The sequence below is a fragment of the Rhizobium vallis genome, assembly GCF_003985155.1.
GTDB lineage: Bacteria > Pseudomonadota > Alphaproteobacteria > Rhizobiales > Rhizobiaceae > Rhizobium > Rhizobium vallis.
Window position 1 is genome coordinate 16,646 of record NZ_ML133692.1, and the last position, 15,146, is coordinate 31,791.

13 protein-coding genes are annotated in these 15,146 nt (G+C 61.6%); 10 read left to right on the forward strand and 3 right to left on the reverse strand.

The genetic code is table 11. The annotated features are described in order from the left end of the window. Positions 1 to 49 precede the first annotated feature (49 nt). Positions 50 to 445, reverse strand: a complete 396-nt coding sequence (locus EFQ99_RS19745) for a DoxX family protein (protein ID WP_126922882.1) — start codon at positions 443 to 445, stop codon at positions 50 to 52. 260 nt (positions 446 to 705) lie between these two features. Between EFQ99_RS19745 and EFQ99_RS19750 the strand changes: the two genes are divergently transcribed. The 4 genes from EFQ99_RS19750 (at position 706) to EFQ99_RS19765 (ending at position 6,345) form a co-directional block, all read left to right on the forward strand. Continuing rightward, the gene (locus EFQ99_RS19750) at positions 706 to 1,137 is read left to right on the forward strand and encodes an OsmC family protein (RefSeq protein WP_088681612.1); all 432 of its coding nucleotides are present in this window, start codon (positions 706 to 708) and stop codon (positions 1,135 to 1,137) included. A 237-nt stretch (positions 1,138 to 1,374) separates the two neighbouring features. Then, positions 1,375 to 1,983, forward strand: coding sequence for a TetR/AcrR family transcriptional regulator (locus tag EFQ99_RS19755; protein ID WP_003590122.1), 609 nt, complete (start codon positions 1,375 to 1,377; stop codon positions 1,981 to 1,983). Between the two features lie 50 nt (positions 1,984 to 2,033). Next, entirely contained in the window at positions 2,034 to 3,173 is a 1,140-nt protein-coding gene (locus EFQ99_RS19760; RefSeq protein WP_126922884.1) for an efflux RND transporter periplasmic adaptor subunit, read from the forward strand. Between the two features lie 25 nt (positions 3,174 to 3,198). Beyond that, entirely contained in the window at positions 3,199 to 6,345 is a 3,147-nt protein-coding gene (locus EFQ99_RS19765) for an efflux RND transporter permease subunit (RefSeq protein WP_126922886.1), read from the forward strand. A 60-nt stretch (positions 6,346 to 6,405) separates the two neighbouring features. On the opposite strand, the gene EFQ99_RS19770 is transcribed toward EFQ99_RS19765, so the two are convergent. After that, on the reverse strand, positions 6,406 to 6,783 hold the full coding sequence (locus tag EFQ99_RS19770) for a glyoxalase superfamily protein (protein ID WP_126922888.1): 378 nt from the start codon (positions 6,781 to 6,783) through the stop codon (positions 6,406 to 6,408). A 257-nt stretch (positions 6,784 to 7,040) separates the two neighbouring features. Here EFQ99_RS19770 and EFQ99_RS19775 point away from each other — a divergent pair, with 257 nt between their 5' ends. After that, the gene (locus EFQ99_RS19775) at positions 7,041 to 8,951 is read left to right on the forward strand and encodes a beta-N-acetylhexosaminidase (RefSeq protein WP_126923202.1); all 1,911 of its coding nucleotides are present in this window, start codon (positions 7,041 to 7,043) and stop codon (positions 8,949 to 8,951) included. Here EFQ99_RS19775 and EFQ99_RS19780 read toward each other — a convergent pair. Then, entirely contained in the window at positions 8,948 to 9,865 is a 918-nt protein-coding gene (locus EFQ99_RS19780; RefSeq protein WP_126922890.1) for an ROK family protein, read from the reverse strand. The genes EFQ99_RS19775 and EFQ99_RS19780 overlap by 4 nt on opposite strands. A gap of 297 nt (positions 9,866 to 10,162) precedes the next feature. Between EFQ99_RS19780 and EFQ99_RS19785 the strand changes: the two genes are divergently transcribed. The 5 genes from EFQ99_RS19785 (at position 10,163) to EFQ99_RS19805 (ending at position 15,130) form a co-directional block, all read left to right on the forward strand. Next, a complete protein-coding gene (locus EFQ99_RS19785) occupies positions 10,163 to 10,741 on the forward strand; it encodes an exopolysaccharide biosynthesis protein (RefSeq protein ID WP_208722799.1) in 579 nt (192 codons plus the stop codon). A 136-nt stretch (positions 10,742 to 10,877) separates the two neighbouring features. Beyond that, the gene (locus EFQ99_RS19790) at positions 10,878 to 11,831 is read left to right on the forward strand and encodes a sugar-binding transcriptional regulator (protein ID WP_126922893.1); all 954 of its coding nucleotides are present in this window, start codon (positions 10,878 to 10,880) and stop codon (positions 11,829 to 11,831) included. A gap of 145 nt (positions 11,832 to 11,976) precedes the next feature. Continuing rightward, a complete protein-coding gene (locus EFQ99_RS19795; protein ID WP_126922895.1) occupies positions 11,977 to 13,287 on the forward strand; it encodes an ABC transporter substrate-binding protein in 1,311 nt (436 codons plus the stop codon). A gap of 138 nt (positions 13,288 to 13,425) precedes the next feature. Next, complete coding sequence (locus EFQ99_RS19800) at positions 13,426 to 14,298, forward strand: carbohydrate ABC transporter permease (protein WP_126922897.1); 873 nt, start codon at positions 13,426 to 13,428, stop codon at positions 14,296 to 14,298. A gap of 1 nt (position 14,299) precedes the next feature. Next, positions 14,300 to 15,130 (forward strand): carbohydrate ABC transporter permease, encoded by an 831-nt coding sequence (locus tag EFQ99_RS19805; RefSeq protein ID WP_126922899.1) that lies wholly within the window; start codon positions 14,300 to 14,302, stop codon positions 15,128 to 15,130. Positions 15,131 to 15,146 lie beyond the last annotated feature (16 nt).

Here is a 15,146-nt window from a genome sequence, read left to right on the forward strand (position 1 = left end):
AGCAATGATCGGAGCGCCTCTTGGTTCCGGAACGGTCGTGGCCGACCGACTATTTGATAAGGCTGCGGCGAAGCGCCCATTTTTCTGGCCCATGGACGGCGGCAAAGAGCAGGCCGGCGAGGAAGGTGAAGTGATCGATGAAGAAGCCGAACTCGGCTTGGTTCTGCTGCCAATGGGATGGGCCGTGGAAGGAGAAGGCGAGGAAGATCACATAGATGCCTGCCAGCAGGCTGGCTTCGGTGAAGAAGGCCCCCGATATGAAAGCGAGGGCCAGGGCGATCTCGAAGAAGGCTGCGACCCAGCTGAGAAAGGTCGCCATCGGGAAGCCGGCAGCGGCGATATAGGCCGCCGTCGCGCCGATATCGGCGAATTTGAAGCCGGCAGCCATGAAGAAGACGAAGCTGAAGATGATGCGGGCGATGATAATTGCGACTGCTCTGGCCATTCCAAATCTCCTCTTTGAGCTTCCATTATGACGGGCGAAGCGCCCCATATCCGACACTGAGAATGAAAAAATCCGCTTGCGCGATCCTTTCATTGTTAGCACCCGGCGAAGCTGCCGTCGGCATTGCGGATTTGGGTTATGAAGATGTCGTCTTCGTCCGATAGAGCGTTATATTGCCGGTGGGGACTTCGATGTCCTCTTTCCGGATGGGACGGCATCCCGCTGTCCCTCGAAAGCTCAATCGAAAACAGGAGGATGGCATGCAGATCAATCGTACGGCTTCGGCGCATTGGAGCGGTGGTCTCAAGGACGGCAAAGGCCTGATCTCGACGCAGAGTGGCGCCCTGAAGGACTATCCCTATGGCTTTGCAAGCCGCTTCGAAGGCATTCCCGGCACCAACCCGGAAGAGCTGATCGGCGCAGCCCATGCCGGCTGCTTCACCATGGCACTGTCGCTGATCCTCGGCGAAGCGGGTTTTACCGCCGAGCATATGGAAACCTCTGCCAAGGTGACGCTCGAAAGCGTCGAGGGCGGCTTTGCCATCACCGCCATCCATCTGTCTCTCTCCGGTCGCATCCCCGGCGCCGATGAGGCGACCTTCACCGAACTCGCCAACAAAGCGAAGGCCGGCTGCCCGATTTCCAAGGCGCTCGCCGCCGTTCCGATCACGCTCGACGTCAAGCTCGCCTGATTTCCGCTATCCCAGAAGAGGTGCCGCGCGCTTCCGTGTCGCGGCACTTTTTAATTGGAACGGCGAGCGCCTCTCATATCTTTCCGGGAAATTCGTTGGGCTCAATGGGCCGGCAGCTCGGCGTATTGACCGCTCGCATCCCTGCGTCGCGCTGCCGCAGGTTGACAAATGATGCCTGATATTTTACGACTGACGAAATTCAAAAATCGTCAGTCGTAATTCGAGGTATCGAAATTCATGGACGACATCACGGAAAACACGCTCGACGTCACGCGGCAGGAGAATGTCACGCGCATTCTCGATGCCGCCGAGCGGCTGTTCCGTCACTACGGCTACAGCAAGACGACGGTGGCCGACATCGCCCGCGATCTCGGCATGTCGCCCGCCAATATCTATCGCTTCTTCGCCTCCAAGGTGGAAATCCACCAGGCGCTCTGCGGGCGCATGCTCGCCACCGCTTATCAAATCGCCTACGACATCCGCCATCAGCCGATCAGCGCCAGCGAGCGGTTGCGCCGCTATGTCGAGACCCAGCATCAGTTGACGCTGGATCTGATGCTCGACGAGATGAAGGTGCATGAGATGATCATCGTCGCGATCGAGCGCGACTGGCACGTTATCGAAAAACATATCGATCGCGTTCACGATCTGATTGCCGAAATCATCGCCGAAGGCATCGCCGCCGGCGAATTCGCCGAACAGGACCCGGTCGTTGCCTCGCGCTGCTTCGGCGCAGCGACCATTAATCTCTGCCATCCCCAGATGGTGGCGCAATGTCTTGCCAAAACCAACCGCGCAAGCGTCGACGAACTGATCGACTACGTGATCAGAGCCCTGAAGAAATAACGGACGGCAGCCGCCGTCAGGACCCCCGAAACGATCCAGGAGTGCGGAAGATGTTTTCGCTCAAGACCCTCAGCCATCGCATGCCGTCCGTCGCCAGCCTCGTGCTCGTCGGCGCTATCGGCATCGGCGTTTCCGCCTGCTCGAAAGAGAAGGCTGAGGTTAAGGAGGTCATCCGGCCGGTGAAGGTCGTCGAGATCGCCAAAACAGGCGACACGCGCAAGCTCGATTATTCCGGTTCGGTCAAGGCGCGCACGGAGATGAACCTCGGCTTTCGCGTCGCCGGCAAGATCACCGAGCGCCTCGTCGATATTGGTGACCGGGTGACACCCGGCGACGTTCTCGCCCGTGTCGACGCCACGGATTACCAGCTGGCGGTCAAGACGGCGGACGCCAATCTCGCTTCGGCGGAAAGGGGTGTCGAAACCGCCGATCTCGCCAACAGACGCGCCGAACAGCTTTTCGACAAGAGCGTCGCGCCGAAGTCGCAGGTCGAACAGGCCTCGCTCAGCCATGACCAGGCGATCTCGCAGCGCGATGCCGCGCTCTCCGCACTCGATCAGGCGAAGAACCAGGTGAGCTATACCGAGCTCAAGGCCGGCCAGAACGGCATCGTCACCGCGATCAATGCCGATATCGGCCAGGTCGTCGGCGCCGGCGCTGCCGTCGTCACCGTCGCCGTCGATGGCGAGAAGGAAGTGCAGATCGCGGTTCCGGAAAACGACATTGCCGAATTCAAGCCCGGTAAAACGGTCAAGGCAAGCTTCTGGGCCGACGACAGACTGGTGCTCGACGGCAAGGTGCGCGAGGTTTCCGGCAGCGCCGACCAGCAGTCGCGCACTTTTGCGGTTCGGGTAAGCCTGCCGAACGATCCGCGCATCTTGCTCGGCATGACCGCGACGATCGAGGCCGACGTCAGCAACGGCAACAGCTATGTCTCGATCCCGCTCAGCGCGCTCGCGCAAAAGGATGGCAAGCAGATGGTCTGGACCGTCGACCGCGACACGACGACTGTGCATGGCCGCGACATCAAGGTCGCCGATTTCACCGGCGACGGCGTGCATGTGATCGAAGGCCTCGATAGCGGCGATCTCGTCGTTTCGGCCGGCACGCAATTCATGCATGAGAATCTGAAGGTGAAGGTGCCGAACCAGCAGTCGGCCCTGGCCGATACGGACCAGACCGTCCGCTAATCGTGTCATAAAGGGAAACAGGACCATGGACGCCACCACAACCGAAAAGCGGCCCTTCAACCTGTCGCGCTGGGCAATCGGACATCCGAGCATCGCTCGCTTCCTCTTCGGGCTGATCATCATCACCGGCGTGCTCGGCCTGATGCGCATGGGTCAGCGTGAAGATCCCGAATTCACCTTCCGCGTCATGGTCGTTCAGGCGATCTGGCCGGGTGCTTCCATCCAGGAAATGGAAGATCAGGTCGTCAACAAGATCGAGCGCAAGCTGCAGGAAACGCCGCATATCGACTGGGTCAAGTCCTATACGCGGGCGGGCAGCGCGATCATCACCCTGCAGGTCAAGGGCGACACGAATTCACAACAAGTGGCTGATGCCTTCTACCAGGTGCGCAAGAAGGTCGGCGATATCTCCAACGAACTGCCGCAGGGCCTGCTCGGCCCCTATTTCAACGACGAGTTCGGCGATACGTTCATCACACTGCATTCGATCAGTGGCGACGGCTATTCCTATCCGGAGCTGAAGAAATTCGCGATCCAGGCGCGCGACATGCTGTTGACGACGCCGGGGGTCGAGAAGGCCGTCATCATCGGCGATCAACCTGAGAAGATCTATATCGACGTCTCGTCCAAATCCCTCGCCGAGCGCGGCCTGACGATCCTCGATCTGCAGAACGCCATCAAGGGCCAGAACAACGTCGATCCGGCTGGCTCGGTCGATACCGGCCTGCGCTCGGTGCGCATCTCAGTCGAAGGCGATGTGAAGAAGGCGGCGGATATTCGTGAACTGCGCCTGCGCGCCGGCGGCCAGGTGACGCGCCTCGGCGATATCGCCACCGTCAGTTCCGGGCTCGAAGATCCCTATCAGCGCAAGTACCGTTTCAACGGACACGAAAGCGTCCAGGTCGGCGTCGTGATGGCCAAGGGCTTCAACGTGATCGATGTCGGCAAGGGCGTGGAGGCGACCTATCAGCGCTTCGAGGAGGCGTTGCCCTATGGCGTCGCCGTCGACCAGATCGCCAACCAGCCCGATGTCGTGACCGATGCAGTCAGCGAATTCATGCACGCGCTCGGCGAAGCCCTGATCATCGTGCTTGTCGTCTCGTTTGTGTCGATCGGCTGGCGCTCGGGCCTCGTGATCGCCATCGCTATTCCGCTGGTGCTCGCCGCCACCTTCGCCCTGATGTACGAACTCGGCATCGATCTGCAGCGCATTTCGCTCGGCGCACTGATCATCGCGCTCGGCCTGCTCGTTGACGATGCGATGATCGTCGTCGAGATGATGGAGCGAAAACTGGAGGAAGGGCTCGTCAAGATCGACGCGGCAAGCTTTGCCTATTCCTCGACCGCCTTCCCAATGCTGACGGGCACGCTGATCACCACGGCCGGCTTCATTCCGGTCGGCTTCGCAGCATCGACGGCCGGCGAATATGTGCGCTCGCTGTTCTATGTCGTCGGCATCGCACTTGTCACGTCGTGGTTCGTCGCGGTCTATTTCACCCCGTGGCTCGGCTATATGATCCTCAAGCAGCGCCATCACGCCGGCGAGCATCATGACGCCTTCGACACGAGCTTCTATCGTCGGCTGCGCGGCACGGTCGGCTGGGCGGTTCGCCACCGGGTCATCGTGCTGCTCTTGACGCTCGGCACCTTCGTCACGAGCCTCTGGGCCTTCCAGTTCATTCCGCAGAATTTCTTCCCGCAGTCTTCGCGGCCGGAAATCCTCGTCGATCTCTGGTTGCCCGAAGGAACCAGCATCAAGGAGGTCGAGGTCCAGGCAAAGGCGCTTGAAGCGAAGATGATGGACGATCCCGACAAGCGGTTCATCGCCACCTATATCGGCGAGGGCGCGCCGCGCTTCTTCCTGCCGCTCGACCAGCAACTGCGCAATCCGAACTTCGCCCAGCTTCTCGTCATGGCCAAGGACGAACCGGCCCGTGAACGCCTGATCGTCAAGCTGCGCACGATTCTTGCGGAGGATTTCCCTTCGATCCGTGGCAAGGTCGACCGCCTGTTCCTCGGCCCGCCCACAGGCTGGCCGGTGCAGATGCGCGTCATGGGGCCCGACCGCCAGGAAGTGCGTGCAATCGCCGATCAGGTGAAGGCTCGCTTCGAGGCCAACCCGATGCTCGGCGCCATCCATGACGACTGGCTGGAACAGGTGCCGGCGATGAAGCTGGTGATCGACCAGGACCGCGCCCGTGCGCTCGGCGTCACCTCGCAGCGCGTCCGCCAGATGCTGCAGACCGCCATGTCGGGTGCCGCACTCGACGATTTCCGCGACGGCGAGGAGACGGTCTCGATCGTCGCCCGCGAGCCGGACGCCAGCCGCTCGCTGCTGTCGGCGGTCAACTCCGTCTATGTTCCGACGGATTTCGGCGGCTTCGTGCCAGTCTCGCAGGTCGCCAAGGTCGTGCCCGTCATGGAGCAAGGCATCGAATGGCGGCGCGACCGTCTGCCGACGATCACCGTGCGCGCCACGCTGCCCGACGATGTGCAGCCGAACGACGTTGTCATGAAGATGTATGCCGACATGAAGGACCTGCGCGACAGCCTGCCGGCCGGCTACAGTGTCGAGATCCAGGGCGGCGCCGAAGATGCGGCGGAAAGCCAGATGTCGATTGCCGCCAAGGCGCCCATCATGCTGGCCGTCATCGTCGTGCTGCTGATGGTGCAGTTGCAGCATTTTGGCAAGGCGATGCTGGTGCTCGCCACCGGGCCGCTCGGCATCATCGGTGCTGCGGCGGCGTTGCTGATCAGTGGCGCGCCCTTCGGCTTCGTGGCGATCCTCGGCGTCATCGCCCTGCTCGGCATCATCATGCGCAACTCGATCATCCTGGTCGATCAGATCGACCAGGATATCAAGGCCGGCATGCACCGGCAGGAAGCGATCGTCGGCGCCGCCGTGCGACGTTTCCGGCCGATCATGCTGACGGCGCTGACCGCCGTGCTGGCGCTGATCCCGATCTCGCGCGGTGTTTTCTGGGGTCCGCTCGCCTACGCGATGATGGGCGGCATCCTTGTCGCAACAGTGCTCACCATTCTGGTTCTGCCCGCCGGTTACGCCCTTTTCTTCGGCCGGGAGCCGAAGGCCAAGGACGAGCCAGGCGAGGATGCCGACGCCACCCAGGAAGAGGCGGATGACAGATATCCGCCGGCGTTGGCAGCTGAGTGAGGACGGCGCGGCGAAAGCCGCGCCGTTTTCCGTTCCTGGAGCGGTTCAACTTTCACGGCTTCAAATTCGTTCGCCGATATCGATCCGATTGCCATCGGGGTCGGCGAGAACAAAAGCCCGCTGGCCGTAATCCTTGTCTTTCAGTGATTTGACGACACGCACGCCGGCTGCCTCGCAAAGCTCGTAGAGTGCGGCGACATCATCGACGAACATATGAAAGACGTTGATGGTCGCCGCAACGTGGTTCCGATTCTGGCTGAGATGGATCTCGGCGGCATCTTTCTTCAGAACCATGAAACCCACCGGGTTCCCGTTCTCAAAGACTTTCTGAAATCCAAGAACCTCGGAATAGAAAGTGAATGCCGCCTGGATGTCGCGAACGGCGAGGCCCGGGGCGGCTCTGCCAAAGGTGATCGTATGAATAGGGGATGGGCTCATCGCGCGTTCCTAACTATGAATGGCAGAGGCGGCGATGCGCATGCCCGATTCAGGAGCGGTGTCCCTTTGTCAAACTTGCATAGAACCCTGCGAAACGGAAGCTCGCCGGTTGCGAGGGACGAGATCGCAGCACGGAATATTCGCTTCGAAAGCAGCGGGCGCCTCGAAAAAGTCAAGCTGCGGCAGCATGCCGGAGAGAGTGCGGCGGCAATCCAGGTCGTGCATTGCCGCGGATCGGTCCCGGGAGGAGCATGAGTATCGCCCATTACCGTCTGGAAACAAGCTGGCACCCCGTCGAAGGCAGCTTCGGGCGCCTCACCTTCACGCTCTTCAACCTTTCGGCCGAGCCGCTGTCCGGCTTCTCGCTCGCCTATACTTCGGAGACGCGGGTTGCCGACGAACATGTCTGCAATGGCGGCGACCTGAAGCGGCGGCTCGCGCATTTCCACGAATTCCTGCCACATGATGGGCTGAGCGTGCCGCCGGGCGGTCACTGGCGCTTTACCGTCGAGGGCCTGACCAGAGAGCCGAAACATGCCACGGCGGGCGTCAAATCGGCCTATCTGACATTTGGCGACGGTCGCCATGTTGCCGTCGCCTTCGGCGATCTGATGCTCGAAGGCCGGGACGACGGTGTGGCGCCGCCGCTTCTGCCGCCGGGCCGGGTCGAGGAACCTTATTCACTGCTGCCCTGGCCGCTGTCGCTTGGATTGAAAGCTGGGAACCTGCCCAACGTCCTCTATCCGGCGGCGAAGACGCAGCCCGACGCGATCAAGGCGCTCTGTCTGGTTGTTGAACTCTATCAGCGGCTCTATCCCGCCAACAACGTGCCGTTCTCGCTCAGCACCGTAAAGGGCGGGCGGGCCATTCGTTTCGTTACCGAATCGTCGATCGCCGCATTCGCCTATGAGCTGCGTTTTACTGCACATGAGATCGTGCTTTCGAGCGCCGATGCGGCGGGGCGGCAATACGGGCTGATCAGCCTGGCGCAGCTGCTGCACGGTGCGCGCGCGGAGCCGGAGATTTTCAAATTCCCCAATTTCGGCGCGATCGCCGACCAGCCGCGTTACGACTGGCGCGGCTGCCATCTCGACGTGTCCAGGCAATTCTATCCGGTGGCCGATGTCACGCGGCTGATCGATATCCTCGCCTGGAACAAGCTCAACATCTTCCACTGGCACCTGACCGACGACGAAGCCTGGCGGCTGGAGATCAAGGCTTATCCCGCGCTGGCGGAGATCGGCGCCCGGCGCGGGCCCGATGAAGTGCTGGTGCCGCAGCTCGGGGACGGGGCGGAACCGCGCTTCGGCCATTACACCCAGGACGACGTCAGGCGGATCGTTGCGCATGCAGCCTCTCTGCATGTCGAGGTGGTGCCGGAAATCGATATTCCAGGCCACAGCACCGCGACGCTGCTCTCGCTGCCCCAGCTCGTCGATGGGCAGGAGGCGCCGGACAGCTATCGCTCGGTGCAGGGTTATCCCAACAACGCCCTCAATCCGGCGGTCGAATTCACCTATGAATTCCTCGGCAAGGTGTTCGACGAAATGGTCACGCTGTTTCCCAGCGAATATCTACACATCGGTGGCGACGAAGTGGCGCGGGGCTCCTGGCTTGCCTCGCCGCTTTGCAAGGCGCTGATGGAGCGGGAAAATCTTGCCGGAACCGCCGAACTGCAATCCTATTTCCTGAAACGGATCAAGGTCATGCTCTCGGAGCGCGGCAGGAAGCTCGCCGGCTGGAACGAGGTCTCGCATGGCGGCGGCGTCGATCGCGATGGCACGTTGCTGATGGCCTGGGAAAAACCCGCCGTCGGCATCGAGCTGGCGCAGGAAGGCTACGACGTGGTGATGACGCCGGGGCAGGCCTATTATCTCGACATGGCGCAGGCGGAAGCCTGGGCCGAGCCTGGCGCGGCATGGGCGGGCTACGCTCCGCCGGAGCACACCTATGCTTACGAGGCCGAGGGCGAGCTGCCGGAGGCCGTTCAGGAGAAGATGCGCGGCATCCAGGCCTGCATCTGGACCGAGAACTTCGTCTCGCGCGCCTATTTCAACCGGCTGGTCTTTCCGCGCCTTGCAGCCGTCGCCGAAGCCGCGTGGACGCGGTTGGAGCGGAAGGACTGGAATCGGTTCGCGGCGATCGTGCGGATGTGGCCGGTGCTTTAGGAGGCAGCCGCTTCCGCTTTCAGCCCCAGAAGCGCCGCGCCGATCAGGCCGGGTTCGATGCTGCATTCGCTTGATACCACCAGCGGGCGGTCGAACTTGCGCAGGATGCGGGCGCGAACTGCATGGTCGAGCTCGGCAAGCAGCGGTTCGACATTTGAGAGCCCGCCGCCGACCGGAACGATGGTCGCGCCTGTTATGTTGACCGTCAGTGCCAGGGGCGAGGCGACCAGATCGACATAGACGTCGATGGTGCGTGTCGCCTTCTCCTCCCCATGCCGCCACGCACCGATGATCTCTTCGCTGGACAGGTCGAGGTCGTGCAGCGTCTTGTGCAGGCGCTCCAGGCCGCGGGCGCCGCCGACGGTGTCGACGCAGCCCTTTTGGCCGCAGCCGCAGGTATAGGCGGGGATGGCGACGGGCGGATTGCCGGCTGCCGATGCGATGATCGGGCCGTGTCCCCATTCGCCGGCAAAGCCACCGGCTTCGTTGACAAGGCGCCCATCGGCGACCAGGCCGCCGCCGACGCCGGTGCCGAGAATGGCGCCGAAGACAATGCGGTGACCGCGGCCGGCGCCGAGGCCGGCTTCGGCCATGGCAAAACAGTCGGCGTCGTTGGCGATCAGCACCGGCAGACCGAGTTCGGCTTCGAGGTCGGCTGCGAGTGTGCGGTCGTGGATGCAGGGAATGTTGGCGCAGGTCAGCCGCTGGGTATCGGGATCGACGACGCCGGCGATAGAGAGGGCGATACGGCTCGGCTGTTCGCCGGTCTCGGCTATGATGCCGCGCAAGGCCCCGACGAAAGCGGCGAAATCATCCTTAGGCGTCGGGTGGCGGCCGAGGGGGACGATGTCAGTCTCAGAGCGGGCGATGCCGCCCTTGATGGCGGAGCCGCCGATGTCGAACGAAATGATCATTGCCAATCTGCCGTTTCTCTGGTCTTGCAGCGTCTGCTCGCACTGTTGGCGGGGAATTACAAGCCTTCAATCCGTCGCCTGTTATGCGCGGCGGCGCAGAAGGCGGATGATGGAGACCAAATCGCCAGCGGCAGATATTCCCGTCCCATAAGTCATTCAATTGGCATATTGCGCAGCCAGAACTCCAAGCCTGCACTTTCATCATCCATTGGTATCATGACCATCGAAAACGCCGATTCCCGCAGACGCAGAAGACCACGTCCACCACGTCCCAAAGGCCGTCGCCTCTCATCCGTCCTGCGGCAGCTGGCCGCCGACCAGAGCCGGGAGCGGATTTCGATCGGCGACCTGTTCCAGACGATGGGCGACAGGGCGATCAGCGCGCTGATGCTGATCTTCGCGCTGCCGAACGCCTTTCCCACCCCGCCCGGCACCTCCGCCCTGCTCGGCGCGCCGCTGGTCTTCCTGGCGGTGCAACTGACCTTCGGGTTGAAACCCTGGCTGCCGAAGGCGATTGCCGCCCGTTCGATACGGCGAGAGGACTTCGAGACCATCGTCGGGCGCATCCATCGCTGGCTCGCCTGGGCGGAGCGCATGCTGCAGCCGAGGCTTGCGATCTTCGCCGAACCGCCGGCGGAATATCTTGCCGGTCTTTCATGCCTGCTTTTGTCGATCGTGCTGGTGCTGCCGGTTCCGCTCGGCAATATCCTGCCGGCGATCACGATCTCGGTTTTCGCCTTCGGCATCATGGGCCGTGACGGGCTCTTCGCGCTGATCGGCTTTATCATGACGACCGTGTCGCTGGTCGTTGCGGGCGGCGTGATTTACGGTCTGGTAAAGGCGGGGATCTATCTCGTCATGCAATGGTTTGGCTGAGCGAGCCCGGTTATTCTGCAGGTCTTGTTGAACAGGCTCGACATTTTCAGGAATTTTGTTTTGATCTGGCGCGATAAAGACTCGAAATCATGTTCAGTGCCGGCAAGGCCGGCTCACTATGCGCGGTAGGCATTCGATGGCAAAAAGAACCGAGACCCCCGGACGGCTCGACGATGCGGCGCGCGCCGGCTGGCTTTATTACGTCGCTGGGCGCACACAGGACGAAATCGCCGCCTCGATGGGCATCTCGCGGCAATCGGCGCAGCGGCTGGTATCGCTGGCGGTTGCCGAGCGCCTCATCAAGGTGCGGCTCGACCATCCGATCGCCGCGTGCCTTGAGCTTGCCAATCAGCTGCGGCGGAAATTCGGGCTGAAATATGTGGAGGTGGTGCCAAGCGATCCGGGCTCCACGTCCACGACGGTCGGCATTGCCGAGGCGGCGGCGGCCGAAATCGAACGCTGGCTGAAGCGGCCGGAGCCGATCGTGCTTGCGGTCGGGACCGGCCGTACGCTGAAGGCGGCCGTCGACCAGCTTCCGGCAATCGAATGTCCCAACCATCGCATCGTTTCGCTCACCGGCAACATCGCGCCGGACGGATCGGCTGCCTATTACAACGTCATCTTCAGCATGGCGGATGCGGTGAAGGCGCGGCACTATCCGATGCCGCTGCCGGTGCTCGTCACTTCGGCCGAGGAACGGGAACTGCTGCACGGCCAGCAACTCGTGCGCTCCACGCTCGATATGAGCGCGCAGGCCGACGTCACCTTTGTCGGCATCGGCGAGCTCGGCATCGACGGCCCGCTTTGCGTCGACGGTTTCCTCGAGAAAGACGAGATGATGGAGCTCATGCGCGGAGGGGCCGCCGGCGAGATCTGCGGCTGGATCTTCGATGCCGACGGCAAGCTGATCGACAACCCGATCAATGAGCGTGTCGCGTCTGCGCCGATCCCATCGCGCGAGTCGTCGACGGTCATCGGGCTGGCCAAGGGCAAGCGGAAATACAAGGCGATCAGGGCGGCCGTGGTTGGCCACCAGATCAATTCGCTGATTACCGACGAAGACACCGCTGAGTTTTTGCTCAAGAACTGAGCAAAAAATTCTTGTTCTAAATCAATGACGTAAGTGTCGCCTTCGGCATCGCAGCAACGATTGCCGATTGACATTTTTCGTCGTTTGGTGAGTAATTGCTCATGAGCAAAGCGAATGCTCACATCTCGTCTTCTGGGAGGAAGATATGACATTGAGAACTTTTCTGCTGGGCGCCTGCTCAGCATTGGCGTTTGCCGGCATGGCTTCGGCCGAGACGCTGACAATCGCGACCGTGAACAACGGCGACATGATCCGGATGCAGAAGCTGACGGATGACTTCAAGGCGAAGAATCCCGGCATCGACCTTGAATGGGTTACCCTCGAAGAAAACGTGCTGCGCCAGAAGGTCACGACCGACATCGCGACCAAAGGCGGCCAGTACGACGTTCTGACGATCGGCACCTATGAAGTTCCGATCTGGGCAAAGCAGGGGTGGCTGCTGCCGCTCGACAATCTCGGCGACGCCTATGACGTCAACGACCTGCTGCCGGCAATCCGCAGCGGCATCAGCCAGGACGGCAAGCTCTATGCAGCTCCGTTCTACGGCGAAAGCTCGATGGTCATGTACCGCAAGGACCTGTTCGACGCCGCCGGCCTGAAGATGCCCGACGCGCCGACCTGGGACTTCATCGCTGACGCTGCGAAGAAGATCACCAACAAGGACAAGGAAATCTACGGCATCTGCCTTCGCGGCAAGGCCGGCTGGGGCGAAAACATGGCCTTCCTGACGGCCATGTCGAACTCCTTCGGTGCGCGCTGGTTCGATGAAAAGTGGAAGCCGCAGTTCGATCAGCCCGAGTGGAAGGACACGCTCAACTTCTACGTCAACCTGATGAAGGAAGCCGGTCCTCCCGGCGCTTCTTCCAACGGTTTCAACGAGAACCTGGCGCTCTTCCAGACCGGCAAGTGCGGCATGTGGATCGACGCAACGGTTGCAGCCTCCTTCGTCTCTGACCCGAAACAGTCGCAGGTCGCCGACAAGGTCGGCTTCGCGCTCGCCCCGGACAAGGGCCTCGGCAAACGCGGCAACTGGCTCTGGGCCTGGAACCTCGCCATCCCGGCAGGTTCGCAGAAGGTCGAAGCCGCCGAGAAGTTCGTCGCCTGGGCAACGAGCAAGGAATACACCAATCTCGTCGCCGAGAAGGAAGGCTGGCTGAACGCACCTCCCGGCACCCGCACCTCGCTCTACGCGAATGCGGACTACCAGAAGGCCGCTGCCTTCGCCAAGATGACGCTCGACTCGATCAACTCGGCCGACCCGACCAAGCCGACCGTCAAGCCGGTCCCCTATGTCGGCGTCCAGTTCGTGGCGATCCCGGAATTCCAGGGTATTGGCACGGCGGTAGGCCAGCAGTTCTCGGCAGCCCTTGCCGGCCAGATGTCGGTTGATCAGGCGTTGCAGAGCGCACAGCAGCTGGTAACCCGCGAAATGACCAAAGCCGGCTACATTAAATAAAACCTCCTGAGCAAGAGGCGGATACTTGACAATCCGCCCCTCTGGGCCGCCGACTGCCCGAATTGCATCGGCGGCCTCTTTTTTAAGTAAAAACCGTCCCGCGACCGGCCCCCGCTTCAGACCAGATCGGTGATTGCCATGGCAACCTTACACACTCGCTCCGCAGCGCGCCTGATGATCGCGCCCTCCGTGCTGCTCCTTTTTGCATGGATGATCGTCCCGCTCGCGATGACGATCTATTTCTCGACGCTGAACTACAATCTGCTCAGCCCCGGCATGGAAAGCTTTGTCGGCTTCCTGAATTACGAATATTTCCTGTCCGATCCGGCCTTCATCGCGGCGCTGATCAATACGCTGGTGCTGGTCGCCGGCGTGCTCCTGATCACCGTCATCGGCGGCATCGCCTTCGCGCTGCTGCTCGACCAGCCGATGTACGGGCAGGGCATCGTGCGCATCCTCGTCATCGCGCCGTTCTTCGTCATGCCGACAGTGGCAGCACTGGTCTGGAAGAACATGTTCATGAACCCGGTCAACGGCCTCTTCGCGCATCTGGCGAAAGCTTTCGGCCTGCAGCCGATCGACTGGCTGGCGAATGCGCCGCTGTTTTCCGTCATCCTCATCGTCGCCTGGCAGTGGCTGCCGTTTGCCACACTCATCCTGCTGACCGCGCTGCAGTCGCTTGACGAGGAGCAGAAGGAGGCAGCCGAGATGGACGGCGCCGGGGCGATCTCCAAATTCATCTATATCATCCTGCCGCATATGGCCCGCGCCATCACCGTGGTGATCCTGATCCAGACGATCTTCCTACTTTCGGTCTTCGCCGAAATCCTCGTCACCACCAATGGCGGACCCGGCACCGACAGCACCAATCTCACCTATCTCGTCTACGCGCAGGCACTGTTGCAATTTGACATCGGCGGAGCTTCGGCGGGCGGCATCGTCGCGGTCGTGCTTGCCAATATCGTCGCGATCTTCCTCGTCCGCCTCGTCGGCAAGAATCTGGAGGCTTGAGATGGCCAGAAAAGTCACAACTCGGCACAAGGTCATCGTGACCGCGATCGCCTGGGCACTCGGCATCCTGATTTTCTTCCCGATCCTTTGGACGTTCCTGACCAGCTTCAAGTCGGAAGCCGATGCCATCGCCTCGCCGCCCCAGTTCCTGTTCTTCCATTGGACGACGGAGAACTATGCGGAGGTACAGAGCCGGTCGAACTATCTCAGCCACTTCATGAACTCGGTGATCATCTCCTTCGGCTCGACACTGATCGGCCTGGTCATCGCCATTCCGGCCGCCTGGGCGATGGCGTTTTCGCCGACCAAGCGGACCAAAGACGTGCTGATGTGGATGCTGTCGACCAAGATGATGCCGCCTGTGGGCGCGCTGATCCCGATCTATCTGCTGTTCCGCAATTCGGGCCTGCTCGATACGCGCATCGGTCTGGTGATCGTGCTGACGCTGATCAACCTGCCGATCATCGTCTGGATGCTCTACACCTACTTCAAGGAAATCCCCGGCGAGATTCTCGAAGCGGCCCGCATGGACGGGGCGTCGCTGATGAAGGAGATCGTGTACGTGTTGACGCCGATGGCAGTGCCCGGCATCGCCTCGACACTGCTTCTGAACATCATCCTTGCCTGGAACGAGGCGTTCTGGACGCTCAACCTCACCGCCTCCAAGGCGGCGCCGCTGACGGCCTTCATCGCCTCCTATTCCAGCCCGGAGGGCCTGTTCTACGCCAAGCTCTCGGCGGCATCGACCATGGCGATCGCGCCGATCCTGATCCTCGGCTGGTTCAGCCAGAAACAACTTGTCCGCGGCCTGACCTTCGGCGCGGTGAAATAAGATAAAAGGGAGAGAA

Excerpts from the sequence above, each read along its gene's own strand:
- EFQ99_RS19760 (WP_126922884.1), top strand. The coding sequence starts at position 2,034 with ATGTTTTCGCTCAAGACCCTCAGCCATCGCATGCCGTCCGTCGCCAGC.
- EFQ99_RS19805 (WP_126922899.1), top strand. The coding sequence starts at position 14,300 with ATGGCCAGAAAAGTCACAACTCGGCACAAGGTCATCGTGACCGCGATC.
- EFQ99_RS19750 (WP_088681612.1), top strand. The coding sequence starts at position 706 with ATGCAGATCAATCGTACGGCTTCGGCGCATTGGAGCGGTGGTCTCAAG.
- EFQ99_RS19755 (WP_003590122.1), top strand. The coding sequence starts at position 1,375 with ATGGACGACATCACGGAAAACACGCTCGACGTCACGCGGCAGGAGAAT.
- EFQ99_RS19765 (WP_126922886.1), top strand. The coding sequence starts at position 3,199 with ATGGACGCCACCACAACCGAAAAGCGGCCCTTCAACCTGTCGCGCTGG.
- EFQ99_RS19790 (WP_126922893.1), top strand. The coding sequence starts at position 10,878 with ATGGCAAAAAGAACCGAGACCCCCGGACGGCTCGACGATGCGGCGCGC.
- EFQ99_RS19780 (WP_126922890.1), bottom strand. The coding sequence starts at position 9,865 with ATGATCATTTCGTTCGACATCGGCGGCTCCGCCATCAAGGGCGGCATC.
- EFQ99_RS19795 (WP_126922895.1), top strand. The coding sequence starts at position 11,977 with ATGACATTGAGAACTTTTCTGCTGGGCGCCTGCTCAGCATTGGCGTTT.
- EFQ99_RS19770 (WP_126922888.1), bottom strand. The coding sequence starts at position 6,783 with ATGAGCCCATCCCCTATTCATACGATCACCTTTGGCAGAGCCGCCCCG.
- EFQ99_RS19745 (WP_126922882.1), bottom strand. The coding sequence starts at position 445 with ATGGCCAGAGCAGTCGCAATTATCATCGCCCGCATCATCTTCAGCTTC.
- EFQ99_RS19800 (WP_126922897.1), top strand. The coding sequence starts at position 13,426 with ATGGCAACCTTACACACTCGCTCCGCAGCGCGCCTGATGATCGCGCCC.